The following is a 24,477-nucleotide window of genomic DNA, read 5'->3' as shown; positions in this document are numbered from 1 at the left end:
ACCGTGGGCTGGCGACCGCCCGTCTGGGACGCGCTGGTCAGCGCTTCAGCCAGCCGAAGCTCTCCGCGGAGGGCACGGTCGGCTTGTACTCCAGGCCGACCAGGCCGCGGTAGCCGCGGGCCTCGGCGTCGGTGAGGAGTTGGTCGAGGGGCAGCGACCCGGTGCCGGGCTCGCCGCGGCCGGGCGCGTCGGCGATCTGGATGTGGCCGAACTCGGCGGCGTGGTCGCGCACGACCGCGGCCACGTCGTCGCCGTTGACCGCCAGGTGGAAGAAGTCGGCCAGGAGCGCGACGTTGTCGGCCCCGGCCTCCTTCACCCTGGCGATGAAGGCGAGGGCGTCGGCGGCCGTCTTGAGCGGGTAGTCCTCGGAGCCGCTGATCGGCTCGACGAGGACGGTTCCGCCGACCTTGGCCACGGCGGTCGCGGCCGCGACCGTGTTCTCCAGGGCCAGGCGGTCCTGCTCGGCCGGGTCGACCCCCTGCTGGCGCAGCCCGTAGAGGGCGTTGAAGCCGGTGGTGCCGGTGCGCTCGGCGATGCGGGCGACGACCTCGATGTTGGCCCTGAACTCGGCGCTGCGGGAGGGCTGGGACAGGACTCCGCGGTCCGGACCGGGCAGGGCGCCGGCGAAGAAGTTGAGCCCGCTCAGCCGCACGCCGGCGTCGTCGATCGCGGAGACGAAGGCGTCGATCTCGTCCTGCGCGGGCGTCGCGCTCTCGAACGGCCACCAGAACTCCACCGCGTGGAAGCCCGCGTCGCGCGCGGCCCTGGGGCGTTCGTTGATCGGGAGCTCGGTGAACAGCAGCGAGCAGTTCACCGTGTAGCCCAACGCGTGGCTCATGCCTGGCCTCCGTCACCTTATTTTCCGTATTGCGGAAAGTAGTTTTCACTTGAAGGAATAGTCCGAGTGTGCGGCTCCGACGTGACCTTGTCAACCACCGGGTGCGGACCGAACCACCGAGAACCCGGCCGAAGGGCGCCACATGACCCCCTTCCACCCCCCGCCCCGCGCACCCCACCGGGAAGATCGCCCGAACTTCGTGCGAGCGCACGAAACTCGGACTTTTTCGACAATCCCCCCTTGCCAGTGTTGACAAGATCACACGGTCTGGAGTTAGAGTCCCTCCATCCGTCATACGGAAACATCCCTCTGCACTACGAAAAACTGCCGGTGGCTCTGGAGGAACATCCGAGTGACGTGAGCGGGTAGGGACCCCTCACGGGAGTGACCGCACCCACCGGACACGGGGAGAGAACAGATGCCCGAGACCAACGCGCGAGAGCCGGACGGGGCCGCCGATCCGGGTCTGGCGCGCCTGAACGCCCTGTCACGGGCGGACCTGCGCGTCGAACTCGCCCAGTGCCTCGACATCGACCGCTGGGTCGACGCCGTGGCCGGGCAGGCGCCCTACGCCGACCGGCGCACCCTCACCGAGCTCGCCGACAAGCACGCGCGGGAGATCACCGGCGACGAGGTCTCCTCCGCGCTGGCCCGCCACCCGCGCATCGGGGAGAAGGCCCGGGGCAAGGGGACAGAGGCGCGGTGGTCGCGTGGCGAGCAGTCCGCGTTCGCCGCCGACACCGACGACGCCTCACTGCGCGTGCAGCGGATCTTCGAGTTCGCCCAGGGCGAGTACGAGGCCCGGTTCGGCCAGATCTACCTGGTCTGCGCCAGCGGCCGGTCCAGCCGTGAACTCCTGGCCGACCTCGTCGGACGCCTCGACAACGACCCGCCCACCGAACTGCGGGTGGTCGCGGAGGAACTCCGCAAGATCGCCGGACTCCGACTCGAGAAACTCCTGGACGCAGCATGAGCCACGTGACCACGCACATCCTCGACGCGTCGCTGGGCCGCCCCGCCCGCGACGTCCCGGTCCGTCTGGAGGCCGCCGCCGACGCGGAGCGCACCGCCTGGAAGACGGTCGCCGAGGGCCGCACCAACGACGACGGGCGCGTGCCCGACCTGGGGCCCGAGCAGCTGCCCGCCGGGTACTACCGCGTCGTCTTCGACACCGCGGCCTACTTCGCGGCCACCGGACAGAAGGGCTTCTACCCCGAGGTCACCATCGTGTTCGACCTCGCGGACGAGGACGCGCACTACCACGTGCCGCTCCTGCTGAGCCCGTTCGCCTACTCGACCTACCGGGGTTCCTAACCCGGCCCCGGCCGGATCCGCGGCGAAGGGAGCACGACACGCCCCACATCCCGTAGCGACGACACCGACCCTCTTCGAGTGCGTGATAGGTCCTTCCGCATGTCCACAGCGGTCCTCCCTCGTGCGCACGGCGCGGGCGCGACGCCCGGCGCGAAACGACGACTTCATGTACACACATGAGATGGAGTACGCCCTGATGGGTATCCGACTCGGAGACAACCAGTACGGCAAGGCCGAGGTCCGCCTCGTCCACGTCAACCGCGACACCGCGGTCCACCGGATCAAGGACGTCAACGTCACCTCGCAGCTGCGCGGCGACCTGGAGACCGTCCACACCGTCGGCGACAACAGCAAGTGCCTGCCGACCGACACCCAGAAGAACACGGTCTACGCCAAGGCCAGGGAGTGGGGCGGCGTCGGCGCCATCGAGGAGTTCGCGCTGAAGCTGGCGCGTCACTTCGTCGACGAGCACGAGTACGTGCACGGCGCCCGTCAGGAGGTCCAGGAGTACTCCTGGGACCGCATCGCCACCTCGAACGGCCCGCACGACCACGCCTTCGCCCGCAGCGGCGCCGAGACCCGCACCACCGTGGTCAACAAGGACGGCGACAAGGAGTGGGTGGTATCCGGCTTCGAGGGCCTGACCGTCCTCAAGTCCACCGGGTCCGAGTTCCACGGCTACCCGAAGACGAAGTACACCACCCTCAAGGAGACCGACGACCGGATCCTGGCCACGGACGTCACCGCCCGCTGGCGCTACGTCGGCACCGACCTGGAGTTCGACAAGCTCTACTCCTCCATCCGCGCCATCTGCCTGGAGGCGTTCGCCGAGACGCACAGCCTCGCCCTCCAGCAGACCCTGTACGAGATGGGCAAGGCCGTCCTGGAGGCGCACCCCGAGGTCGCCGAGATCAGGTTCTCCATGCCGAACAACCACCACTTCCTGGTGGACCTGTCGCCGTTCGGCCTGGACAACCCCAACGAGGTCTTCTTCGCCGCCGACCGCCCCTACGGCAAGATCGAGGCCACGGTCGAGCGCGACGACGCTCCCGACGCCGGTGACGCCTGGAGGGCCGTCCCCGGCTTCGTGTAAGGAGCCCGAGCCCCGGGGCCCGTTTCGTAGCCGGCCGGGCCCCGGTCCCCGCCCCGCACCCGCGGGAAGCACAGCCCGAGGCGCCGCCGCCTCGCTAGCCACGCACACACGCGGCTGACACACCGCTCTTCGGCGTGCCCGGACACGGACCGCCGTACCGGTGGACACCACCGGGCCCACGGGCCCGAGAGACCGGCCACCCCCCGCCGGTGGCCACCAATCGCAAAGGCTGGAAACTGGCCATGTCGAACAGTCCGTCCGCGAAGGACTCGGCCACAACGAACGCCTCCTCCCCCACCCGCCCCGAGGACGAGAGGCTGCCGCTCCGGTTGCAGATCGTCTACGGGTTGCAGCACATCTTCACCATGTACGCCGGTGCGGTGGCACCGGCCCTGGTCATCGGCGCCGCCGCTGGACTCGCGAACGAGCCCGCCGCGATGGGCATCCTCGTCAGCGGAGCGCTCCTGGCCGCGGGGATCGCCACCCTCATCCAGACCGTCGGGCACCGGCGGATCGGCGCGCAGATGCCGATCGTGGTCGCCTGCTCCTTCGTCCCGGTCAGCGCCATCACCTCCCTGGCCGCCGGGTCGAACGGTGAGAACCTGCCCGTGGCCTTCGGCGCCTCCATGGCCGCCGGGGTCTTCGCCCTGATCATGACCCCGTTCTTCGGGCAGTTGATCCGCTTCTTCCCACCGATCGTCACCGGGACGATCATCACCGTCATCGGGGTGAGCCTGATGCCGGTGGCCGCCCGCTGGATCATGGACGGCGGGACCCGAACCGTGGAGGGCGGCGCCGAGGTGCCCGCGGCCCCGCCGGCCAACCTCGCGCTCGCCGGGATCACCCTGGCGATCATCCTCGTCTGCTCCCGCGTCCTGCCGGGCATCTGGGGACGCCTGTCCGTCCTGCTCGGCCTGGTCGCGGGCACGCTCGTGGCGGTGCCCCTCGGCATGGCCGACTTCAGCCGGGTCGGTGAGGCCGACATCGTCTTCAACCCCGCCTCGGTCTTCTACTTCGGTCCGCCCCGCTTCGAACTCGCCGCCGTCCTGACCATGTGCGTCATCATGCTGGTGGTCCTGACCGAGGGCGCCTCGCACATCATCGCGGTCGGCGAGATCACCGGCTCCAGGGTGGACGCCAAGCGCATCTCCGCCGGTCTGCGCGCCGACGTCAGCGGCTCCATCATCGGCCCGGTCTTCAGCGCGACGCCCACCAGCTCCTTCGCCCAGAACATCGGCCTGCTGGCGCTGACCGGCATCCGCAGCCGGTTCGTCGTCGCCACGGGCGGCGTCATCCTGCTGGCGCTCGGCCTGTTCCCGATCCTGGGCGGCGTGATGGCCGCACTGCCCGCCCCGGTTCTGGGCGGCGCCGGACTCGTGCTCTTCGGCAGCGTGGCCGCCAGCGGCGTCAAGACCCTCGGCAAGGTCGACTTCACCAACAACCTCAACCTGGTGCTGGTCGCGACGTCGGTGGGCGTGGCCGTCATCCCGCTGGCCTACCCGACCTTCTACTCCTTCCTGCCCGAGTCCGTGGAGATGATCGCCCACTCCGGCATCATCGGCGCCGCCCTGGTGGCGGTCCTGCTCAACATCTGCTTCAACGTGATCGGGCGGAAGGCGGTCGCGGGATCACCGGCCGGGATCGACACCGCCGAGATCGGCAGCGCCGGTCCCGGTGAGGCCAAGTACACCGACCAGGCCGGTGCGGCCTACCGCGGCGAGGAGCCGGAGGCCGCCGAGGGACGTGATGTCTGACCCCCGCCGGTCTCGGAGGTGATCGCCCCCTCCGACGGCGCGGCGGCGCCCGGTCGGACCGGGCGCCGCCGTCGTTCGTCCCGTCAGCCCCCGGGAGACGGTCAGGCGCCGAGAGTCGGGTAGTCGGTGTAGCCGCGGTGGTCGCCGCCGTAGGAGGTGGCGGAGTCGGGCTCGTTGAGGGCCGCGCCCGCCCTGATCCGGGCGTCCAGGTCGGGGTTGGCCAGCCAGGCGGTGCCCAGGGCCACCGCGTCGCCCAGCCCCTCCTCCAGCGCCGCTGTCGCGGCGGCGGTGTCCAGGCCCGACGCGGGGTTGTACACGAAGGCGCCGTCCCACTCCTTGCGCAGGCGCTCGGCCATCTCACGCGGTCCCATCCCCGCGACGTGCAGGTAGGCCAGTTCGGACTGGTTCGGGATGGCCTCCAGGAGAGCCAGGTGCTGGCCGAGCGAGTCGGTCTCGGTGATGCCGTTGAAGGTGTTCCCGGGGGAGACGCGCAGGGCGGTGCGCTCGGCGCCGATGGTGGCGGCGACGGCCTCGACCACCTCCGCGGCGAAGCGGGCCCGGTTGGCGGCGCTGCCGCCGTACTCGTCGGTGCGCTGGTTGGCGCCGTCGGCCAGGAACTGGTGGATGAGGTAGCCGTTGGCCCCGTGCAGCTCCACCCCGTCGAACCCGGCGGTGATCGCGTTGCGGGCGGCGGAGGCGAAGTCGTCCTGGGCCTCGGCGATGTCGGCGGAGGTCATCTCGCGCGGGACCGGGTGGGGGAGCAGGCCGGAGCCGTCGAACAGGGACTCGCCGGAGGCGATCGCGGAGGGGGCGACGGGCAGGCCCCCGTCGGGGTACAGGCTGGGGTGGCCGATGCGGCCCGCGTGCATGATCTGCGCGTAGATGTGGCCGCCCTTGGCGTGCACGGCGTCGGTGACCCTCTTCCACGCCTCGACCTGCTCGGCGGAGTGCAGGCCGGGGGTGTTGATGTAGCCCTGGCCGCGCACGCTCGGCTGGACGCCCTCGGTGATGATCAGGCCGGCGGAGGCGCGCTGGGCGTAGTACTCGGCCACCATGTCGTTGACCAGGCCGTTCCCATCCGCCCGGGCGCGGGTCATCGGGGCCATGAAGAGGCGGTTGGGAAGCTCGTCGCGGCCGACGGTGACGGGTGTGAACAGGTCGCTCATGTCTTCTCCGTGTGGTGTTGGGGGCGCTGCCCCGTGGACGAGAACCACCGTAGGAGGGGGTGCTCGCCGTCCCCTTGCCGTCGGCTGTCCGTCCGCGGACAGTACGTGCGCCGGACATGACCGCTTCGTCCGGATAGGCTGCTGCACATGCGATTCGGCGTGTTGGGGCAGCTGGCGGTATGGACCGACGAGGACGAACCCGTCAACGTCCCCGGAGCCAAGGTGCGCTCCCTTCTGGCCCACCTGCTCGTCCACCGGGGAGCCTGGGTCTCCGCCGACCGGCTGGGCGCGGACCTGTGGCAGGACGCGCCGCCCGACCCGGCCGCCGCCCTCCAGACCACCGTGTCCCGGCTGCGGCGCGCCCTGGAGGGCGCTGAGCCGGGGTACCGGTCCAGGGTGGAGTCCGGTCCGTCCGGGTACCGGCTCCGGGTCGACGCCGAGCGGGTGGACGCGGGCCGGTTCGAGGAACTGGTGGCGCGGGCGCGTGGGGCCGGTCCCGCCGAGACGGCGGACGTCCTGGGCCGGGCCCTCGCGCTGTGGCGCGGCCCGGCCCTGGCCGACCACGCGGACGCCCCGTTCACCCGGCCCGCCGTCACCCGGTGGGAGGAGATGCGGCTGTCGGCGGTGGAGGACCGTCTCCGCGCCCGGCTCGACCTGGGCGAGGACGCCGCCCTCATCCCCGAACTCGACGAACTCGTGGAACGTGAACCGCTGCGGGAGCGGCTGCGCGCCGCCCACATGCTCGCCCTGTACCGGGCGGGCCGCCAGTCCGAGGCGCTGGAGAGCTACCGGCGGATGCGCGGGCTGCTGGCCGACGAGGTGGGAGTGGACCCCGGTCCGGAACTGGTCCGGCTGCACCAGGACATCCTCGCCCAGGCCCCGGCGCTCGCCCGTCCCGGCACCGCGTTGACCGCGGGGCGCGCGACCGCTCCTCCCGCACCGACCGAACGGGCGGCGGCCGCCGACGCGGTCGCGGCTGCCCCGCGCCGACCCACGGGGAACGTGCCCGCGCCGCTGACCGAGGTCATCGGCCGGAAGGAGTCCGTCGAACGGATCCGCGGCGACGTGGAGCGGTTCCGTCTGGTCACCCTCGTCGGCCCGGGAGGGGTCGGCAAGACCACGCTCGCGCTGGCCGCCGTCCCCGATCTCGCCCCCTCCGGGGTGTGGTTCGTCGAGCTCGGGGGCAGGGACACCGGCGCCACGACGGTCCACGGCATCGCCGAGGAGATCGCGACCGCCGTCGGCCTCTCCGACGAGGGGTGCTCCCCCGGTGACCGCTCCAAGGTGTCCCGGCTCGGCCAGTGCCTGGACGGGACCCTGCTCGTCCTGGACAACTGCGAACACCTCCTCGGCCCCGTCGCCGAGCTGGTGGCGGGGCTCCTGCGTTCCGCGCCCCGCCTTCGGGTCCTGACCACCAGCCGCGAGCCCCTGGGGGTTCCCGGTGAGCGTCTGCACCAGGTTCGACCGCTGCCCGTGCCCCGGGCGGCCACCCGTGAGGCTCTGGCCGAGTCGGCGGCGGTCGAGCTGTTCTCCCAGCGTGTGGCCGCCTCCCTGCCCGGCTTCGCCGTGGCGGAGGACAACGCCGCCGCGGTCGCCGCGATCTGCTGGCACCTGGACGGTCTGCCGTTGGCCCTGGAGCTGGCCGCCGCGCGGGTGCGCTCCCTGGGCGTGCACGAACTGGCCGCCCGCCTGGACGACCGCTTCCAGATCCTGGGCGGCACAGGCGCGGGCCGCCACGAACGCCAGCGCACACTGCACGCCATGGTGGACTGGAGCTGGCGGCTGCTCAGCGCCGACGAACGCGCCGTCCTGCGCCGCCTGTCGGTCCACGCCGGACCGTTCGACCTGGTCAGGGCGGAGGCGATCGCCGGACTCCCCCAGGAGGGCACCCCCGCCGTCGCACGTCCGGCCGTCGTCGGGGTCCTCGCCTCGCTCGTGGACCGGTCGCTGATCGTGGCCGAACAGGGTCGGCGGGGTACGCGGTACCGGCTCCTGGAGACCATCCGGGCCTTCGCCCGGGAGCGGCTGGTCGAGGCGGGAGAGGAGACCTCCGCCCTGCGGGCGCTGGCGACCCACCTGGCCGGGGCGGCCGCGGAGTTCGAGCCCCGGCTCTTCGGCTCCGGTGGCGACCAGGGGGGATGTCTGGAATGGCTGGACCAGGAGACGGCCAACCTGCGCGCCTCCGTGGAGTGGGCCGCCGAGCAGGGTGAGGCGGGCCCGGCGCTGCGTATCACCGGCTCCCTCGGGTGGTACTGGTACCTGCGCGGGCGTTACCGGGAGGGCCACCGGTTGCTGTCCCTGGCCCTGGCGACTCCGGGCGGCGGCACCGACGAGGAACGCGCCGTGGCCCTGCTCTGGCACGCCGCCCTGTCCTTCGCCGACGTCCACTCCCCCGCGGCCCTGGAGACGGCACGGGCCGCGCTGGACCTGGCGACGCGGATGCCCGACCCCGCCGCGCTCGCCCGTGCCCGCGCGGTGCTGGTCTTCATGACGCGCACGGCCGAGACGGAGGCGTCGCGCCTGGACCTGCCCGACACGGTGCTGGAGGAGGCACTGGCGGTGTTCGAGTCCCGCTCGGACCACTGGTGGCGGGCCTTCGTCCTGCACATGCGCGGATGGCGGGCGCTGCGGCGCAGCGATCTGGCCTCGGCCCACCGGGACGCGCGGGCGAGCCTGTCGCTGTTCGGGGAGCTCGGTGAGTCCTGGGGGCTGGTGCGCGCGGGCAACCTGCTCGGGGTGCTGGCCGGGATCGAGGGCGACTATCCGGAGGCGGCGCGACTCCACCGCCACGCGCTGGAGCAGGCGGAGCGGATCGGGTTGTGGCCCTCGGTGGTGGAGGAGCACACCCGGATCGCGCGCGTCCACCTGCTCGAAGGCGACCTGGACGCCTCGGACGAGGCCAACCGTCGGGCCATCGCCGTGGCCCGGGAACAGGCCCTGACGGACCGGGCCCGGTTCGCGCACGCGGGACTGGCGCTGAGCGAGCGCCGCCGTGGCCGGCCGGAGGAGGCGGAGCGGCACCTGTCCGCGGTCCTGGCCTCCCACCGGGAGGACGGATACCGCCCCGGGCTGGCCTTCGTCCTGACCGAACTGGGGTTCTGCGCCGAGATGCGCGGGGACGCGCGCGTGGCCCGGGAACGGCACACCGAGGGGTTGGAGTTCGCCCTGCAGAGCGACGACCCCCGGGCGGTGGCCTTCTCCCTGGAGGGGTTCGCGGGGGTGGCGCTGGCCGAGGAGGACGGTGCGCTCGCCGCACGGCTCCTGGGCGCCGCGGCGCGCACGCGTGAGGAGGTCGGGGTGCCGCTCCAGCCCGGCGACCGGTTCGACGTCGACCGCCTCACCCGGGCGGTCCACCGTCTCATCGGCACGGCCGAGGCGGACCAGGAGTTCGCCCGGGGCCACGCGGCGGGGACGGACAGCGCGATCGACGGGCTGCTGGTCGAGGAGGCGGTCGGCTGACCGCCTCCGCGGGCCGCGCGGTCGGCCCCGGAGCGTCCGTGCGCCACCCACCGGGGTGTGCGCCCCGTGTACACCGTGGCCACATCCGGCCACGGTGCGTGCCCGTCTGTGGCCCCGGGAAGCGGGGCTCACCTGCCGAAGGCGTCAAACCAGGCGTTCCGCTCCGGCGGACACGCTCAGTTAGACGGATTGACAGGATTTACGGCTTTATTTAGCAATGACGCCAAATGTCCGACGCCTCACCCCCCGCTCCACGGAGGCAGTGTCATGCGTTCCCCCACCCCCCGAAGAATCCTCACCCCCCTGGCGATCGGCGCACTGGTCCTCGGTCTGCTCAGTCCCGCCAGCGCCGAGTCCGCCGACGATCCCGCGCTGTACGAGGTCAGCGGCGTGTCGACCGCCGAGGAACGGACCGAGATCGCCTCGACCGGCGCGGCGATCGACGACGTCGGCGCCGACTCGGTGCTCGTCACCGCGACCTCCGAGAGCGTCGAGGCCATCGACGACCTCGGGTACGAGGTCACCGAGTTCGATCCGCCCACGGTGCAGCTGGCCCCCGACAACGGGTACACGACGTACCCGGAGCTGCGCGACGTCGTGGACCGGGTGACCGCCCAGAACCCCGGGATCGCCGCCCAGTCGGTCTACGGGTACTCCCACCAGGGGCGTGAGCTGATCGCGGTCAAGATCAGCGACAACGTCGGCGTGGACGAGGACGAGCCCGAGGTCCTGTTCACGCACTCGCAGCACGCCCGCGAGCACCTGACGGTCGAGATGGCCGTGTACCTGATGGAGCTGTTCACCGGCGAGTACGGCTCCGACGCCAGGATCACCGACCTGGTGAACGACCGGGAGATCTGGATCCTGCCCAACGTCAACCCCGACGGCGCCGAGTACGACATGGCGGGCTCGTCGTGGCGGTACTGGCGCAAGAACCGCCAGCCCAACCCGGGCTCGTCGTACATCGGCACGGACCTGAACCGCAACTGGGACTACAACTGGGGCTGCTGCGGCGGTTCGTCGGGCAGCACGTCCAGCTCGACCTACCGGGGCGCCTACCCCGAGTCCGCCCCCGAGGTCTCGGCGGTCGCCGACTTCGTGCGCGGCCGGGTGGTCGGCGGCGAGCAGCAGATCACGTCCGCGATCGACTTCCACACCTACAGCGAGCTCATCCTGTGGCCGTTCGGCTACACCTACGACGAGGTGACCAACGGGATGAACCGCGACGAGTACGACACCCACGAGGCCCTGGGCACCTACATGGCCCAGGCCAACGGGTACACGCCCCAGCAGTCCAGCGACCTGTACGTGACGGACGGGACGATCAACGACTGGTTGTGGGGCGACCAGCGGATCGTCAACTTCACCTACGAGATGTACCCGAGCAGCTACTGGGGCGGCGGCTTCTACCCGCCGTCCTCGGTGATCGACCGGGAGACCGCGCGTAACCGGGAGGCCGTCCTGCGGCTGCTCGACTACGCCGACTGCCCGTACCGCATCATCGGCGAGGAGGCCGCGTACTGCGGCTGACCCGCTGACACGGACTGGTGGCCCCGGCGCGCATATGCGCGCCGGGGCCACCAGTCCGTGGATTCCTCGGTGAGCATCACCCTCACGCCTCCAGGGTGTTCAGAGATCGAACACCAGGAGGTCACCATGAGCATGCCCCTGACCGACATCGATGACGGGGCACTGGCCAAAGCCGCCGCCATCCTGGGCACCTCGACCCTCGAGGAGAAGGTCAACGCCGCACTTCGGGAGGCGGCCGAATGCGCCCGACGGCTGTCCGCCCTACGAGCAGGCGCCCATCGGGTCAGCCCCGGCACACCTCCCGGCGGTGACCCACGTGAAGGACGAGAACCGTGACGATCCCGTCCTGAAGGTCGGCGATGATTCGGTAGTCCCCGACCCGATAGCGCCAGAGGTCACCCAGTCGGTTGCCCTTCAGAGCGTCTCCGAGCGCCCGCGGATCCTCCGAGCCCGAGATCCGGTCGTCCAGGAACCAGAAGACTCTTCGCGCGGCCTGTCCGTCCAGCTTGCGCAATTCCCGCTTGGCGTCGTCGTGGAGTTCAACTTTCCAGGCCATACTCGCCCATCACGTCCGAGAGCGGAGTCGTACCGCTCCGCCCCGCTCGCAGGTCCTCAAGCCTGCTCTCAGCGAGGTAGATCTCCTCAAGCTCATCCAGGTGAGCGACGATCGCCTCTCGAGCGTAGAAGCTCTTCGACCTGCCGGTTTCCTTGGCCAGGGCTTCGAGTCTCTCCTCGATCTCCGCCGGAAGTCGCAGTGCCAACATGATGAACCTCCCTGGGTGCTATACAAGTATAACACCCAGGGTCAATGACTCTTCGTACCCGGAGTGTCCCGGCGCGCGACCGCGCGCCGGGGCCGTGCGGGCCGCGGGCCTCAGCTCCGGGTCAGCAGCCGACCGGCGGGGGCGGCCAGGTCGACGTCCGCACCGCGCAGGATCGTGCGGCGCACCCGACCCACCAGGTCGGCGCCGTCGTAGGCGCTCACCGGGTTCTTGTGCTGGAGTTCGCGCGCGTTCACGTGCAGCGCCTCCTCCGGGGCCACGATCGCGAAGTCCGCGTCGCCCCCCTCGGCGATCGCGCCCTTGCCCTCGACCCCGGCGACCCGCGCCGGACCGGCGGACATCCACCGCACCACGTCCGCCAGCGGCACGCCGCGCCGACGCGCCTCGGTCCACATCGCGCTGAAGCCGACCTGGAGCCCGGACACCCCGCCCCAGGCCGTCCCGAAGTCCCCCGTGTCCAGGTCCTTCAGGTCCGGGGTGCTCGGTGAGTGGTCGCTGACCACGCAGTCGATCAGGCCGTCCGACAGCGCCCGCCACAGCAGGTCGCGGTTGGCGTGGTCGCGGATGGGCGGGCAGCACTTGAACTGGGTGGCCCCGGCGGGGATCGCCTCGGCCTCCAACGTCAGGTAGTGCGGGCACGTCTCCACGGTCAGCGGCACGCCCTCGGCCCGGGCCCGGGCGATCAGCGGCAGCGCCGAGGCACTGGACAGGTGCAGGATGTGCGCCCGGGTCCCGGTCCGGCGCGCGGTCTCGATGACCAGCGCGATCGCCTCGTGCTCGGCCTCGTCCGGACGCGAGGCCAGAAAGTCCGCGTACTCGCGGCCCGCTGCGGCGGGCGCCCGGTCCAGGACCGACGGGTCCTCGGCGTGCACGATGATCTGACCGCCGAACTCGCCGATCGCCTCCGCCGCCGTGCGCAACTGGTCGGGTGACAGGTGGCCGAACTCGTCCACGCCGGACGGCGACAGGAACGCCTTGAACCCGTACACGCCCCGCTCGTGCAGCGCGCGCAGTTCCTTGGTCGTGTCGGGGGTGCTGTTCTCGGGCACGGCGCCGCCCCAGAACCCGACGTCCACGGCGACCTGGTCGCGCGCCACGGAGCGCTTGACGTTGAGACCGTCGACGGTGGTGGTCGGCGGCACGCTGTTGAGCGGCATGTCGACGATCGTGGTCACACCGCCCAGCGCGGCGGCGCGGGTGGCGCTGGCGAAGCCCTCCCACTCGGTGCGGCCGGGTTCGTTGACGTGTACGTGGGAGTCGACCAGCCCCGGCAGCAGCACCTCGTCGTCGGCCAGGACGATCTCCCTGGCCGCGGTGGCGGCGGCGTCCGCTCCGGGCAGGACGGCGGTGATCCGGCCGTCGGTGACGGCGACGGTCACCGCCCGCTCGCCCTCGGGGGTGATGGCGCGCTGGGCGCGCAGGAGAAGGTCGTGGGTGGTCATCACTGCTCCTGTCCGACTCGGCGGGTGGCCAGGGCCAGCAGCGTGGCCGTGTCCGTCCCGGTGTGCTCCTCGACCTCGGTCTCGTCGAGCGCGCCGCAACGCAACCCGTTGACCAGGGCCGACGCCAGTGCCTGCGCGGTGGCGGGCTCGTCCATGACACCACCGGCCACCGCGCCGAAGTAGGCCCTGAGGCGGGCGGCGGCGGGCTCGAACGCCTCCCGGTAGAAGGCGTAGGTGGCCAGGAACCGCATGGGCAGCTGGTTCGGGTGCAGGTCCCAGCCCTGGTAGTAGCCGCGTTCCAGGGACCGGCGGACCAGCCCGGCGTGCAGCTTCCACGCCTGGTGGACGTCGGCGCGCCCGCCCACGGGCAGGATGTTGCTGCCCCCGTCGGAGAGCCATACGCCGGTCCCGGCTGCGGCGAGCTGCATGACGGCCTTGGCGTGGTCGGCGACCGGGTGGGCCAGGCTCTGGTAGGCGGCGGTGATCCCGCAGGCGGCGCTGTAGTCGTAGGTGCCGTAGTGCAGCGCGCTCGCCCGGCCCTGGCTCGCCCCGATCATCCGGGCCACGGCGGCGGTGCCGTCCTGGAGCAGGATCGACTGGGGGGTCTCGATCTGGAGCTCGAACCGCAGGCGGCCCTCGGACAGGTCGAAACGCCGCTCCAGCCGCTCGCAGACCCAGGCCATCGCCTCGACCTGCTCGACCGAGGTGATCTTGGGCAGGGTGAGAACGAGATTGTCCGGCAGGGAGCCGAGGCGTTCCAGGAGGGTCTGGAGGAACAGGGTGAGACTGCGGACCCCGCGGTGCCGTCCGGCGGCCTCCATGCCCTTCATCCGGATGCCGAAGTAGGGGGTGGCGGTGCCCGCCTCCACGTCGGCGCAGAAGGCCCCGGCGGCGGAGGTCACGTCGGCGTCCTCGGCCTCGTCGCCGCGATCGCCGTACCCGTCCTCCAGGTCGGCGCGCAGGTCCTCGATCGGCTCCCGGGTGAGTTTGGCGCGCACGCGCGGCAGCGCCTCGGCCACGGCGGACTCGCTCAGCCCGGTGATCTCGGCGAGGTCGGTGGGCTTGGGGGCGAACTCGTCGAGGGCGGCCAGGGCGTCGCGCCCCCAGTCCGCGGCCAGTCCCGGCCGGATCCGGTCAGCGGGAACGTAGACGGTGTGCACCGGCTGCCGGGCCGTGTTGGCCCCGGGGTACTCACGGGCCAGGCGCGCGTCGGCGTCGGCCAGACGGGCGTCCAAGGCGGTGGTGAGTTCGTCGAGGGACAGGGGGTCCTCCGCTGTCACGTTGCGGTTCCTCTCCGTAGGGGTGGCCTGGCCTCCCTAGGGAAGGCCCACCAAAATTCCTATATGCGGATGCTAACTTCTGCCATCCGGAATAACAAGAGTTCAGCGGTGTCGGGGGTGTCCCGATCGCCCCGAATCACGAGGATTCAGGCGGCGCTACGTGACGGTCACGTGCTATAGAGGACTCAGAGATGGGAAGTACTTTTCGTATCGCAGAATAAAGACCGTGACCTCAAGCGGCCTTCACATGGGAGCATGACCTTTGTCAGCCTCGCAGACCACCCAGACGGACACCCCGCCCCTGACCGAGGAGACCGGTAGGCGCGGTCGTTCCGGTGGGGTGCAGTCACTCGAACGCGCCTTCGCCCTACTGGAGATCATGGCGGAGGCCGGCGGTGAGACCTCCCTCAGCCAACTCGCCGAGTCGTCCCGGCTGCCGCTGCCGACCATCCACCGCATCATCCGCACCCTGGTCGGCAACGGGTACGTGCGGCAGCTGCCCTCGCGCCGTTACGCCCTCGGCCCCCGGCTGATCGGGCTGGGCGACAAGGCGTCGCAGATGCTCGGCACGTGGGCCCGACCGCACCTGGCCCACCTGGTCGAGGTCCTGGGCGAGACCGCCAACCTGGCGATGCTCGACGGTGACAAGGTCATCTACGTGGCGCAGGTGCCCTCACCGCACGCCATGCGCATGTTCACCGAGGTCGGCCGACGCGTCCTGCCGCACTCGGCCGGGGTCGGCAAGGCCCTGCTCTCCCAGCTCAGCGACGACGAGGCGCTGGCGACCGTGCGCCGCACGGGCATGCCCGCCGCGACCGACCGCACCATCACCAGCCCCGAGGACTTCGCCGCCGAACTCCAGCGCATCCGCGAGCGCGGCTTCGCCATCGACGACGGCGAGCAGGAGATCGGCGTGCGCTGCGTGGCGGTCCCCGTCGAGGGCGCGCCCTCCCGGATGGCCGTCTCCGTGTCCGGCCCGGACCGCCGTGTGACCTGGGAGTTCGTCGACCGGGCCGCTCCCCTGGTCCAGGAGGCCGCACGCACCCTGGCCACCGACCTCAACCACCAGAGCTGACCCGCCCCGACCGCCGCGGGGGCCGTGCCGACGTCGGTCACGGCCCCGGCCACCACCACCCCCGACGGACGGCCACGGCGCGGTCCCCTCCGCAGGCACCCCGCCGACGCCCGAACCGAACCCCTACGTCTGCTGGTCGAAGCCCAGCCTGCGCAGCTGCTTGGGGTCGCGCTGCCAGTCCTTGGCCACCCGCACGCGCAGGTCCAGGAAGACCCGTCGCCCCAGCAGCCCCTCGATCTGCTTGCGGGCCCGCGAACCGACATCCCGCAGCCGCGAGCCCTTCGAGCCGATGACGATCGCCTTCTGGCTGGAGCGCTCCACGTACAGCGAGGCGTAGATGTCCACCAGCTCCTTGCCCGGCCTGGTGTTCTCCCGCTCGTTCATCTCGTCCACGACCACCGCGATCGAGTGCGGCAGTTCGTCGCGCACACCCTCCAGGGCCGCCTCGCGGACCAGCTCCGCCACGAGCATCTCGTCGGGCTCGTCCGTCAGGTCGCCGTCCGGGTACAGCGGCGGCCCCTCCGGCAGATGGGAGCACAGCACGTCGGCGACGGTGTCGAGCTGGAATCCGCCCTCGGCCGACACCGGGACGATGTCGGCCCACTCGCCCAGCTCCTGTACCGCGAGCAGCTGCCTGCCGACGGTCTCCCGGTCGGCCAGGTCGGTCTTGGTGACCAGCGCGACCACGGGGGTGTTGGTCTGCTCCGCCAGCTCCTTGGCGATGTAGGTGTCCCCCCGCCCGATCGGCTCGTTGGCGGGCAGGCAGAACGCGATCACGTCCACCTCGACCAGCGTGGACCGCACCAGCGAGTCCAACCGCTCCCCCAGCAGCGTGCGGGGCTTGTGCAGGCCGGGCGTGTCCACGATGATCAGCTGCGCGTCCGGCCGGTGGACGATCCCGCGCACCGTCCGCCGCGTCGTCTGCGGCCGGTTGCTGGTGATCGCCACCTTCTGGCCGACCAGCGCGTTCATCAGGGTGGACTTGCCCACGTTGGGGCGGCCCACGAAGCAGGCGAACCCGCTGCGGAAACCCTCCGGGTGGGAGGGTTCGGGCAGCGGAAGCCGCAGCTTCTCCAGGTCGAGGTCGTTCATCGTTCCTTCTCAGCGCCGGGTGACGCTCGCGGGCACCCCGTCGGGGGCCGCGACCACCACCACCTGGGTCTTCAGGTCGTCCGCCACCGCGCGGTCGTCCTCGGTCAGTTCCTTGGCCTCGGTCACCACCACCGCGGCCTCCAGCGCGGAGGCCTCGCTGGACACGGCCGCCGCGACGGCCGCCTGCAACGCGGTCAGCCGGAGCGAGGGCAGCTCCACCGTCGTGGCGACGTAGGTGCGCCCGGTCTCGTCACGCACCGCCGCCCCCTCGGCCGCCGCGTTGCGGGCCCGCGAGGCCCGGGCGAGGGTGATGAGCTTGCCGTCCTCGGGGCCCAGCCCCGTCGTGTCCGTCACTGCTCCGTGCTCCTTACGTCCTCGTTCTTCCCCCGGTCGTCGGCGGACCCGCCGTCGTCCGGCAGACGCTCCACCAACACCGTGGTCAGGCGGTTCCGGCGGCCACCCCGGCCCTCCAGGGTGAGTCTGAGACCAGCGTATTGCGCCTGCGCCCCGCCCGTGGGGACCCGCCCCAGCACGAAGGCGACCAGACCGCCGACCGTCTCGACGTCGGGTACGTCCAGGTCCCGATCGGGGAACAGTTCGTCGAGCTCCCCCAACGGCAGGCGCGCCGTCACACGCACCCGGTCCGCGTCCAGCCACTGCACGGGCGGGATCTCGTGGTCGTACTCGTCGGTGATCTCACCGACGATCTCCTCCACGATGTCCTCCAGGGTCACCAGACCCGCGGTACCGCCGTACTCGTCGATGGCCACGGCGACGTGGTTGCGGTGCTTCTGCATCTCGCGCAGCAACTCGTCGATGGGCTTGGTGTCGGGCACGTACGTCGCCGGACGCATCACGTCCCCCGCGGTCAGCGGCGGTTCCTCCGCCCCTCCGGCGGAGGCCGACCAACGGTCGCGCAACCGTTCGACGAGGTCCTTGAGATAGACGATGCCGACCACGTCGTCCTCGTCCTCGCCCGTCACGGGGATCCGCGAGTAGCCGCTGGCCAGGGCGAGCGACAGGACCGCGTCGGCGTCCGCGTCCCGGTTGGTGAACACGATGTCGGGCCTGGGCACCATCACCTCGCGCACAGAGGTGTCGTCGAGCTTGAACACCGAGTGGATCATCTGGCGTTCCTCGGGGTCGATGACCTCGCCGCGCTCGGCCAGGTCCACGAGCTGGCGCAGCTCGACCTCGGTGCTGAACGGGCCCTCCCGGTCCCCCTTGTCGCGCGGGGTGAGCGCCCGGCCCAACCCCACCAGGAGCTGGGCCACCGGGCTCACCACCACCTGCACCGGGTGGAGGGCGGCGGCGCTGGCCCGGGCGATCGGCCCGGAGAACTGGCGGCCCAGGATCCGCGGGGCGATCGCGACGAACACGGACTCCACCACGACCAGTGCCACCAGTGTCAGGACCAGCGCGGGCCAGCCCGGGCCCAGCAGGAACACCATGCCCAGCGCGGTGGCCAGGGTCGCGCACACCTCGGTGACCACGCGCAGGAACAGCAGGACGTTGAGGTGCCGGGTGGGGTCGGCGGCCACCCGCTCCCAGCGGGAGTCGGCGGCCCGCTCACCGGAGCTTCCGGGCAGCCCCACCGAGCCCACCCGGGTGACGGCCACCTCGGCGGCGGCCAGAAAGGCGGCCACCGCGATCAGCAGCAGGGCGGCGGCGAACGCGGCGCCCCACAGTGCGGGATCTCCGGCGGCCAACACGGTCGGGGCCGACGCGGCGCTCATCGGTCGCTCTCGTCTCCTCCGGCCGAGGCCGCCTCACGCTCGCGCCAGGACGCCAGGATCTCGCCCTGGAGACCGAACATCTCCTTGTGCTCGTCCGGCTCGGCGTGGTCGTAACCGAGCAGGTGCAGGATGCCGTGCGTGCACAGCAGGTCGATCTCGGCCTCGGTCGAGTGCCCGGCCTTGAGCGCCTGCCGCTCGGCCACCTGGGGGCAGATGATCACGTCACCGAGGACGCCCGGCTCGCTGGTGCGACCGGGGCCTCCGGGACGCAGTTCGTCCATCGGGAAGGACAGAACGTCGGTGGGTCCGGGTTCGTCCATCCACCGCACGTGCAGGTCCGTCATCGGCTCCTCGTCCACCAGAACGACGGACAGCTCCGCCAGCGGGTGGACGCGCATGGCGTCGAGCACGTGCCGAGCCAGGCGGGAGAGTCGCTCCTCGTCCACGGTGGTGACGCCCGACTCGTTGGCGACGTCGATACTCATCGGTTGCGGATGCCTCACTTGGAAATCGTCATGGCCGGACGGGATGACCGCCCGGCGGCGCGGCGCCGCCCGCGGCCGCGCCTGGGCGTCCGACACCGGTGGGCCCGCACCACGGCGGGCCCACCAGCTCGGACGGTGTACCACTCCAGTCTGCCCGCTATTTCGTGTGGGGGCTCCCGGGGCCGCCGTCCGCCGGAGTGTCGGCGGAGCCCCTGCGGGGTGACAGACGGCGGGAGCGGCCGCCCCCGGGTCCCGTGGGGGCGCCCTGGGCGGCGTCGTAGCGGCCGTAGGCGTCGACGATCTGCCCGACGAGCTTGTGGCGAACCACGTCGTCGCTGGACAGGCGGCAGAAGGCGATGTCGTCGATGTCACTCAGGATGTTCTCGATGGTGCGCAGACCGCTGGTCTGCCCGCCGGGGAGGTCGACCTGCGTGACGTCACCGGTCACGACGATCTTGGAGCCGAAGCCGAGCCTGGTGAGGAACATCTTCATCTGCTCGGGCGAGGTGTTCTGGGCCTCGTCCAGGATGATGAAGGAGTCGTTGAGCGTTCTGCCGCGCATGTACGCCAGGGGCGCGACCTCGATCGTCCCGGCCGACATCAGCTTGGGGATGGAGTCGGGGTCGAGCATGTCGTGCAGCGCGTCGTACAGCGGCCGCAGGTAGGGGTCGATCTTCTCGTAGAGCGTGCCCGGCAAAAAGCCCAGCCGCTCGCCCGCCTCGACCGCCGGACGGGTGAGGATGATCCGGTTGACCTCCTTGTCCTGGAGCGCCTTGACGGCCTTGGCCATCGCCAGGTAGGTCTTGCCGGTTCCCGCCGGACCGATGCCGAACACGACCGTGTGCCGGTCGATGACGTCGACGTACCGCTTCTGGTTGACGGTCTTGGGGCGGATGGTCCTGCCCCGGTTGGACAGGATGTTGGTCGTGAGCACGTCGGCCGGACGCTCCGAGCCGGGCGTGCGCAGCATGTGGACCATGCGCTCGATGGTCTCGGGGGTGACGTGGGTGCCGCTCTTGGCGAGTTCGATGAGCTCCTCGACGAGGCGGACCACGACCGCGGTCTCCTCGGGGCTGCCGCTGATCGTGAACTCGTTCCCGCGGACGTGGATGTCGCTGTCGAAGGCCCGTTCCAGCGCCCTGAGGAGTTCGTCCCCCGAGCCCAGCAGGCTGACCATCGTGTGCTCGTCCGGGACCACGACCTTGACCTGGGTGTCCTGTCGCGGTTGCGTGTGCGTTGTCTCGGCCATGACGTGGCCTTGCGGCCGCTGTCCCTACCCTTCGATCCGACCCCGTCGCCCTCGCTGACGGGATGCGACGTCTGCGGCACCCGAGCCGGTACCGGGCCCGTCCTGCCAACCGGTGCCTCCCGAGGCTCCCCGGCCCCTGGGGCCACGCCCCGAGTCTACCAACGCGTCTCCATCCGGATCGATCGCTTTTTCGACCGTCCCACGCCCCCATCGGCCCCGGCCGGGGCCGGTGAGGCGGGCCGCCGCGGGGCGCGGGACCCGCGTCGGGCGCCGGCTACCCGGGCGGCCAGTTCAGGCCGCGCCCGCCGAGCAGGTGGCCGTGCAGGTGGAACACCGTCTGCCCGGCGCCGCTTCCGGTGTTGAACACCAGTCGGTACCCCGAGTCGGCCACGCCCTCGGCCTCGGCCACCTCCCGGGCCTCCAGCGCGATCTCGTCCAACAGCCCTGCCCCGGTGGCCGCGGCGGACGCGGCGTCCGGATGGTGGTCGCGCGGGACGATCAGCACGTGCGTCGGGGCCTGGGGGTTGATGTCGCGGAAGGCGACGGTGCGCTTGCCCTCGCGGACGATCTCGGCGGGCACCTCCCCCCGCACGATCTTGCAGAAAAGGCAGTCGGCCTCGGCCATCGATTACCTCCGTCGGGGGACTGTCGCCCGGTTGTTCCCGCTGCCGGGCCCGCCTGGCGGGCGCCACCGGCAGCGGCCGTCTCGGATTGTCCGGTCACCATGATGCCGCAGGTCCCGACCTCCGGGACCGCGCGGACCCGAACCGGAACACCTGGTACCGCGTCTCCCTTCGGAAGAATCGCGATAGGCTTTGCACCCGTGCGCGTCGGGTCGTCGGCCTCCTCCGCCGATGTCCACCCTCCAGCGTGTTCGGACCGGAACGCACCCCTACTTGGAAAAGAAGAGGTATGCCCTTTCGTAAACCCCGCGACAAGGGTGTGCGTCGAACTGATGTGACGACAGAAACCATGGTGGCGGGAGCCACCACGGCCCCCCTCGCCGTGGGCTGGGACGCCGACCACGCGGTGACCGAACTCTATCGGGAGCACTACCGCCCGTTGGTCCGTCTCGCCTCGCTGCTCGTCCGGGACCACGCGACCGCGGAGGAGGTCGTGCAGGACTCCTTCGTCGCCATGCACTCGGCCTGGCGACGGCTGCGCGACCCCAACAAGGCCCTGTCCTACCTCCGACAGGCGGTCGTGAACAAGGCGCGGTCGGTCCTGCGCCACCGCGCCGTCGTGGAGAAGCACGCACCCAAGGCGCTACCGGACGCTCCCAGCGCGGAGCACGGCGCCATGAACCAGTTGGAGCGCGAGGCCGTGATCAGGGCCCTGCGCAAACTACCCACACGTCAGCGAGAGGCCATCGTGCTCCGGTACTACGGCGACCTGTCCGAGGCGCAGATCGCGGACGCCATGGGGATCAGCAAGGGCGCGGTGAAGAGTCACACGTCCCGTGGCATCTCCGCGCTCCGCTCTGTTCTGGAGCAGACGACATGAGCAGCCCATCCGACAACGACGAGTTCGAGAACCGGCTCCGCTCGATCCTCAGATCGGAGGCGGACGCGTGTGAGCCCTCCCCCGAGGGACTGAACCTGATCCGCGAGCGGACCGAGCGCGCCCGGGGCGGCTGGTTCGGGCTGCCCTGGCTGCGCCCGGCTCTGGCGGTGGCGGGGGCGGTCCTGATCGCGGTGTCCGTGGTCATCTCCAACCCCGAGGTTCGCGACCAGGTGCTGGAGATCGTCCCTGCGGGCGCCGACCGTGAGGGCACCCCCCCGGCTGCGGCCCCCTCGGAGGAGGACGTCGCCTCCGCCGAGCCCGTCCCCGACACGGGTGCCGGGGTGGCCGTTCCCGAGCCGGAGCCCGCGGACGATCCCTCACCCACACCCACCTCCTCGCCCGGGTCCTCCGCTCCGCCGGAGGAGGCCACCCCGACTGACGAGTGCTCCCCGACCCGGCCGACCCCCTCCGAGGAGGCGAGCCCCGCGGACGAGGGGAGCGGCGAGCAGACCTCCGATCGCACCGGCGCGGACGACTGCCCCACCGTCGACGACGAACCCACCGACGAGGGCACCGACGGAGCCACGGACGGCGCCGGAGGCGACGGCGGGGACGGCGGTTCGGAGGACGCCGGAGGCGGCGACGAGCCCACCGACGACAGCACCAGCACCGGTGGAACGGACGGCGGCACCGTGGCGGAGACCCCGCAGGGGTGACCGGGTTCCGCCGGAGCACGTGAGAGGGGGCGGCTACGGGACCGAGTTCCCGTGGCCGCCCCCGTCGTTCGTCCTCGTCCCCGCTACCAGCGACCGGTGCGTGCCTGGAGCACCGACAGCGCGGCCACCCCCGCGGTGGAGGTACGCAGGACCGTGGGCCCCAGTAGCGCGCGCACCGCCCCGGCCTCGGCGAAGGCGTCGAGCTCGGCCTCGGAGAAGCCGCCCTCGGGTCCGACGACCAGCACGATCCCGGCACCCTCGCCCCCGGGCAGGTCCAGTTCGGCCAGGCGTCGGGCGCCGTCCTCGTGCAGCACGACGGCCAGGTCGGCCTCGGCCAGCAGTTTCGCCACGGCCGCGCGGTCGGCCGGTTCGGCCACCTCCGGCAGCCGTCCGCGTCGCGCCTGCTTGGCCGCCTCGCGGGCGGTGGCGCGCCACTTGCCCAGGGACTTGGCCGCCCGGTCGCCCTTCCACCGGGTGACGCAGCGTTCGGCCGCCCAGGGCACGACGGCGTCCACCCCGGCCTCGGTCATCATCTCCACGGCCAGTTCCCCGCGGTCGCCCTTGGGCAGTGCCTGGACGACGGTCAGCCGCGGACGGGGCTCCGGCTCCTCCCAGCGTTCGACCACCGCGCAGACGATCCCGTCCTTGGCGACCCCGGTCACCGTGCACCGGGCACGCCGCCCGAGACCGTCGGACAGGTCCACCGTCTCACCCTGGCGGATCCGGCGTACGACGGCGGCGTGCCGCCCCTCGGGGCCGGTGACCTCGACCCGGTCGGCCGCCAGGTCGGCGGTGTCGACCAGGAAGACCGCCGGGGTCACTTGGCTCCGAAGGCGTCGCGGATCTTGGCGAAGAACCCGCCGTGGCCGGGGCTGAAGCGCCCGGGCGACTGGTCCTCGCCGCGCAGTTCGGCGAACTTGCGCAGCAGCGCCTCCTGCTCCTCGTCGAGCTTGGCGGGGGTCTCCACGTCGACGCGGATGCGCAGGTCGCCGCGGCCTCCGCCGTCGAGGTGGGTGACTCCCTTGTTCGGCAGGGTGATGACGTGCCCGGAGTTGGTGCCGGGGCGCAGGTCGATGTTCTCCGTGCCGTCGAGGGTGTCGAAGGCGAAGGAGGCACCCAGCGCGGCGGCCGTCATGGGCACGGTCACGGTGCAGTGCAGGTCGTCGCCGCGCCGCTCGAAGGTGGGGTGCGGGCGCTGGACGATCTCCAGGATGATGTCGCCGCGCGGTCCTCCGTTGGGGCCGACCTCGCCCTCGCCCGCGAGCTGGATGCGGGTGCCGTCGTCGACGCCGGCGGGGATCTTGACCGTGCGGGTGACCTTCTCCCGCACCCGCCCCTCGCCCGCGCAGTCGGCGCAGGGGTCGGTGATGACCGTGCCCTGGCCCGAGCACTGCGGGCAGGGGCGCGAGGTCATGACCTGGCCGAGGAAGGAGCGCGTGACCTGGGAGACCTCACCCTGGCCGTGGCACATCTCGCACGTGGTGCGGTGCGAACCGGCAGCCGTCCCCTCGCCCTGGCAGGTGTCGCACAGGATCGCCGTGGGGAAGGTGATCTCCTTGCTGACGCCGAACGCGGTCTCCTTCAGGTCCAGTTCGACGCGGATCTTGATGCTGCGTCCGCGCCGGACCCGTTCGCGCGGGCCGCGCGCGCCGGGCTGTCCGCCGCCGAAGAACGCGTTCATGATGTCGTCGAACGCGAAGCCTCCCGCGCCGCCGAAGCCTCCGGCGCCGCCGCCACCGGCCGGAGCGAAGGGGTCCTGGCCCATGTCGAACATCCGGCGCTTGTTCTCGTCGGAGAGGACCTCGTAGGCCTGGGTCACCTCCTTGAAGCGCTCCTGGGTCGCGGGGTCGGGGTTGATGTCCGGGTGCAGCTCGCGCGCGAGCCGCCGGTACGCCTTCTTGATCTCGTCCTTGGACGCGTCACGACGCACCCCGAGAACCTGGTAATAGTCTCTGGCCACTGA

General features: G+C 71.6%; 24 protein-coding genes. 10 read left to right on the top strand and 14 right to left on the bottom strand.

The features are described from left to right. Nucleotides 1-37: 37 nt before the first annotated feature. The gene (locus tag DVR05_RS06935) at nucleotides 38-838 is read right to left on the bottom strand and encodes a hydroxypyruvate isomerase family protein (RefSeq protein WP_116244992.1); all 801 of its coding nucleotides are present in this window, start codon (nucleotides 836-838) and stop codon (nucleotides 38-40) included. Between the two features lie 418 nt (nucleotides 839-1,256). Here DVR05_RS06935 and uraD point away from each other — a divergent pair, with 418 nt between their 5' ends. From uraD to DVR05_RS06915, 4 genes are all read left to right on the top strand, one after another. Further along, complete coding sequence (gene uraD, locus DVR05_RS06930; RefSeq protein ID WP_116244991.1) at nucleotides 1,257-1,811, top strand: 2-oxo-4-hydroxy-4-carboxy-5-ureidoimidazoline decarboxylase; 555 nt, start codon at nucleotides 1,257-1,259, stop codon at nucleotides 1,809-1,811. Beyond that, a complete protein-coding gene (uraH, locus tag DVR05_RS06925) occupies nucleotides 1,808-2,152 on the top strand; it encodes a hydroxyisourate hydrolase (RefSeq protein ID WP_116244990.1) in 345 nt (114 codons plus the stop codon). The genes uraD and uraH overlap by 4 nt, the downstream gene beginning before the upstream one ends. A 196-nt stretch (nucleotides 2,153-2,348) precedes the next feature. Then, complete coding sequence (pucL, locus tag DVR05_RS06920) at nucleotides 2,349-3,245, top strand: factor-independent urate hydroxylase (protein ID WP_116245329.1); 897 nt, start codon at nucleotides 2,349-2,351, stop codon at nucleotides 3,243-3,245. A gap of 242 nt (nucleotides 3,246-3,487) precedes the next feature. Continuing rightward, nucleotides 3,488-4,999, top strand: coding sequence for a nucleobase:cation symporter-2 family protein (locus DVR05_RS06915; RefSeq protein WP_116244989.1), 1,512 nt, complete (start codon nucleotides 3,488-3,490; stop codon nucleotides 4,997-4,999). Nucleotides 5,000-5,100: 101 nt separating this feature from the next. On the opposite strand, the gene DVR05_RS06910 is transcribed toward DVR05_RS06915, so the two are convergent. Continuing rightward, nucleotides 5,101-6,165, bottom strand: coding sequence for an alkene reductase (locus tag DVR05_RS06910; RefSeq protein ID WP_116244988.1), 1,065 nt, complete (start codon nucleotides 6,163-6,165; stop codon nucleotides 5,101-5,103). 147 nt (nucleotides 6,166-6,312) lie between these two features. Between DVR05_RS06910 and DVR05_RS06905 the strand changes: the two genes are divergently transcribed. The 3 genes from DVR05_RS06905 to DVR05_RS06895 all read left to right on the top strand — a co-directional run bounded on the left by DVR05_RS06905 (nucleotide 6,313) and on the right by DVR05_RS06895 (nucleotide 11,490). Further along, nucleotides 6,313-9,624, top strand: coding sequence for a BTAD domain-containing putative transcriptional regulator (locus DVR05_RS06905; RefSeq protein ID WP_116244987.1), 3,312 nt, complete (start codon nucleotides 6,313-6,315; stop codon nucleotides 9,622-9,624). Between the two features lie 267 nt (nucleotides 9,625-9,891). After that, nucleotides 9,892-11,154, top strand: coding sequence for a M14 family metallopeptidase (locus tag DVR05_RS06900; RefSeq protein ID WP_116244986.1), 1,263 nt, complete (start codon nucleotides 9,892-9,894; stop codon nucleotides 11,152-11,154). Between the two features lie 69 nt (nucleotides 11,155-11,223). After that, nucleotides 11,224-11,490, top strand: coding sequence for a hypothetical protein (locus tag DVR05_RS06895; protein ID WP_198659103.1), 267 nt, complete (start codon nucleotides 11,224-11,226; stop codon nucleotides 11,488-11,490). Here the strand turns inward: DVR05_RS06895 and DVR05_RS06890 are convergent. From DVR05_RS06890 to DVR05_RS06875, 4 genes are all read right to left on the bottom strand, one after another. Then, nucleotides 11,438-11,710, bottom strand: a complete 273-nt coding sequence (locus tag DVR05_RS06890) for a type II toxin-antitoxin system RelE/ParE family toxin (RefSeq protein ID WP_116244985.1) — start codon at nucleotides 11,708-11,710, stop codon at nucleotides 11,438-11,440. The genes DVR05_RS06895 and DVR05_RS06890 overlap by 53 nt on opposite strands. Continuing rightward, nucleotides 11,694-11,918, bottom strand: coding sequence for a TraY domain-containing protein (locus DVR05_RS06885; RefSeq protein ID WP_116244984.1), 225 nt, complete (start codon nucleotides 11,916-11,918; stop codon nucleotides 11,694-11,696). Before DVR05_RS06885 ends, DVR05_RS06890 begins: the two co-directional genes overlap by 17 nt. Nucleotides 11,919-12,028: 110 nt before the next feature. Continuing rightward, a complete protein-coding gene (gene allB / locus DVR05_RS06880) occupies nucleotides 12,029-13,378 on the bottom strand; it encodes an allantoinase AllB (protein WP_116244983.1) in 1,350 nt (449 codons plus the stop codon). Beyond that, nucleotides 13,378-14,658, bottom strand: coding sequence for a DUF6986 family protein (locus tag DVR05_RS06875; protein ID WP_116244982.1), 1,281 nt, complete (start codon nucleotides 14,656-14,658; stop codon nucleotides 13,378-13,380). The genes allB and DVR05_RS06875 overlap by 1 nt, the downstream gene beginning before the upstream one ends. 340 nt (nucleotides 14,659-14,998) lie before the next feature. On the opposite strand from DVR05_RS06875, the gene DVR05_RS06870 reads away from it, so the two are divergent. Then, the gene (locus DVR05_RS06870) at nucleotides 14,999-15,733 is read left to right on the top strand and encodes an IclR family transcriptional regulator (RefSeq protein ID WP_116244981.1); all 735 of its coding nucleotides are present in this window, start codon (nucleotides 14,999-15,001) and stop codon (nucleotides 15,731-15,733) included. Nucleotides 15,734-15,856: 123 nt separating this feature from the next. Here DVR05_RS06870 and era read toward each other — a convergent pair whose 3' ends face one another. The 6 genes from era to DVR05_RS06840 form a co-directional block, all read right to left on the bottom strand. Then, the gene (era, locus tag DVR05_RS06865; protein ID WP_116244980.1) at nucleotides 15,857-16,825 is read right to left on the bottom strand and encodes a GTPase Era; all 969 of its coding nucleotides are present in this window, start codon (nucleotides 16,823-16,825) and stop codon (nucleotides 15,857-15,859) included. A 9-nt stretch (nucleotides 16,826-16,834) separates the two neighbouring features. Continuing rightward, nucleotides 16,835-17,179, bottom strand: a complete 345-nt coding sequence (locus tag DVR05_RS06860) for a cytidine deaminase (protein WP_116244979.1) — start codon at nucleotides 17,177-17,179, stop codon at nucleotides 16,835-16,837. Further along, nucleotides 17,176-18,561: a hemolysin family protein gene (locus tag DVR05_RS06855; protein ID WP_116244978.1), complete on the bottom strand. Its 1,386-nt coding sequence runs from the start codon at nucleotides 18,559-18,561 to the stop codon at nucleotides 17,176-17,178. Before DVR05_RS06855 ends, DVR05_RS06860 begins: the two co-directional genes overlap by 4 nt. Next, nucleotides 18,558-19,046 (bottom strand): rRNA maturation RNase YbeY, encoded by a 489-nt coding sequence (gene ybeY / locus DVR05_RS06850; RefSeq protein WP_116244977.1) that lies wholly within the window; start codon nucleotides 19,044-19,046, stop codon nucleotides 18,558-18,560. Before ybeY ends, DVR05_RS06855 begins: the two co-directional genes overlap by 4 nt. Before the next feature lie 157 nt (nucleotides 19,047-19,203). Next, nucleotides 19,204-20,295 (bottom strand): PhoH family protein, encoded by a 1,092-nt coding sequence (locus DVR05_RS06845; protein WP_116244976.1) that lies wholly within the window; start codon nucleotides 20,293-20,295, stop codon nucleotides 19,204-19,206. 274 nt (nucleotides 20,296-20,569) lie between these two features. After that, nucleotides 20,570-20,920 carry a histidine triad nucleotide-binding protein gene (locus DVR05_RS06840; protein ID WP_116244975.1) on the bottom strand — a complete coding sequence of 117 codons (351 nt, stop codon included), beginning with the start codon at nucleotides 20,918-20,920 and terminating at the stop codon, nucleotides 20,570-20,572. Between the two features lie 347 nt (nucleotides 20,921-21,267). Between DVR05_RS06840 and DVR05_RS06835 the strand changes: the two genes are divergently transcribed. Beyond that, nucleotides 21,268-21,798, top strand: a complete 531-nt coding sequence (locus DVR05_RS06835) for a SigE family RNA polymerase sigma factor (RefSeq protein ID WP_017599553.1) — start codon at nucleotides 21,268-21,270, stop codon at nucleotides 21,796-21,798. Further along, on the top strand, nucleotides 21,795-22,514 hold the full coding sequence (locus DVR05_RS06830; RefSeq protein WP_116244974.1) for a hypothetical protein: 720 nt from the start codon (nucleotides 21,795-21,797) through the stop codon (nucleotides 22,512-22,514). Before DVR05_RS06835 ends, DVR05_RS06830 begins: the two co-directional genes overlap by 4 nt. An 83-nt stretch (nucleotides 22,515-22,597) precedes the next feature. On the opposite strand, the gene DVR05_RS06825 is transcribed toward DVR05_RS06830, so the two are convergent. Together DVR05_RS06825 and dnaJ are read right to left on the bottom strand one after the other, a co-directional pair. Then, the gene (locus DVR05_RS06825) at nucleotides 22,598-23,335 is read right to left on the bottom strand and encodes a 16S rRNA (uracil(1498)-N(3))-methyltransferase (protein WP_116244973.1); all 738 of its coding nucleotides are present in this window, start codon (nucleotides 23,333-23,335) and stop codon (nucleotides 22,598-22,600) included. Continuing rightward, nucleotides 23,332-24,474: a molecular chaperone DnaJ gene (gene dnaJ, locus DVR05_RS06820; protein ID WP_116244972.1), complete on the bottom strand. Its 1,143-nt coding sequence runs from the start codon at nucleotides 24,472-24,474 to the stop codon at nucleotides 23,332-23,334. Before dnaJ ends, DVR05_RS06825 begins: the two co-directional genes overlap by 4 nt. Nucleotides 24,475-24,477 lie beyond the last annotated feature (3 nt).

Origin of the sequence: Nocardiopsis sp. FIRDI 009, from assembly GCF_003386285.1 — a bacterium.
Classification (GTDB): Bacteria; Actinomycetota; Actinomycetes; order Streptosporangiales; family Streptosporangiaceae; genus Nocardiopsis.
This window is presented reverse-complemented; position numbering and strand designations above follow the sequence as displayed.

Coding starts and splice junctions, on each gene's coding strand:
- pucL (WP_116245329.1), top strand. CDS start 2,349: ATGGGTATCCGACTCGGAGACAACCAGTACGGCAAGGCCGAGGTCCGC.
- uraH (WP_116244990.1), top strand. CDS start 1,808: ATGAGCCACGTGACCACGCACATCCTCGACGCGTCGCTGGGCCGCCCC.
- DVR05_RS06835 (WP_017599553.1), top strand. CDS start 21,268: ATGGTGGCGGGAGCCACCACGGCCCCCCTCGCCGTGGGCTGGGACGCC.
- DVR05_RS06855 (WP_116244978.1), bottom strand. CDS start 18,561: ATGAGCGCCGCGTCGGCCCCGACCGTGTTGGCCGCCGGAGATCCCGCA.
- DVR05_RS06900 (WP_116244986.1), top strand. CDS start 9,892: ATGCGTTCCCCCACCCCCCGAAGAATCCTCACCCCCCTGGCGATCGGC.
- uraD (WP_116244991.1), top strand. CDS start 1,257: ATGCCCGAGACCAACGCGCGAGAGCCGGACGGGGCCGCCGATCCGGGT.
- ybeY (WP_116244977.1), bottom strand. CDS start 19,046: ATGAGTATCGACGTCGCCAACGAGTCGGGCGTCACCACCGTGGACGAG.
- DVR05_RS06840 (WP_116244975.1), bottom strand. CDS start 20,920: ATGGCCGAGGCCGACTGCCTTTTCTGCAAGATCGTGCGGGGGGAGGTG.
- DVR05_RS06845 (WP_116244976.1), bottom strand. CDS start 20,295: ATGGCCGAGACAACGCACACGCAACCGCGACAGGACACCCAGGTCAAG.
- DVR05_RS06905 (WP_116244987.1), top strand. CDS start 6,313: ATGCGATTCGGCGTGTTGGGGCAGCTGGCGGTATGGACCGACGAGGAC.
- DVR05_RS06935 (WP_116244992.1), bottom strand. CDS start 838: ATGAGCCACGCGTTGGGCTACACGGTGAACTGCTCGCTGCTGTTCACC.
- allB (WP_116244983.1), bottom strand. CDS start 13,378: ATGACCACCCACGACCTTCTCCTGCGCGCCCAGCGCGCCATCACCCCC.
- DVR05_RS06915 (WP_116244989.1), top strand. CDS start 3,488: ATGTCGAACAGTCCGTCCGCGAAGGACTCGGCCACAACGAACGCCTCC.
- DVR05_RS06885 (WP_116244984.1), bottom strand. CDS start 11,918: ATGTTGGCACTGCGACTTCCGGCGGAGATCGAGGAGAGACTCGAAGCC.
- DVR05_RS06830 (WP_116244974.1), top strand. CDS start 21,795: ATGAGCAGCCCATCCGACAACGACGAGTTCGAGAACCGGCTCCGCTCG.
- DVR05_RS06890 (WP_116244985.1), bottom strand. CDS start 11,710: ATGGCCTGGAAAGTTGAACTCCACGACGACGCCAAGCGGGAATTGCGC.
- DVR05_RS06910 (WP_116244988.1), bottom strand. CDS start 6,165: ATGAGCGACCTGTTCACACCCGTCACCGTCGGCCGCGACGAGCTTCCC.
- era (WP_116244980.1), bottom strand. CDS start 16,825: ATGAACGACCTCGACCTGGAGAAGCTGCGGCTTCCGCTGCCCGAACCC.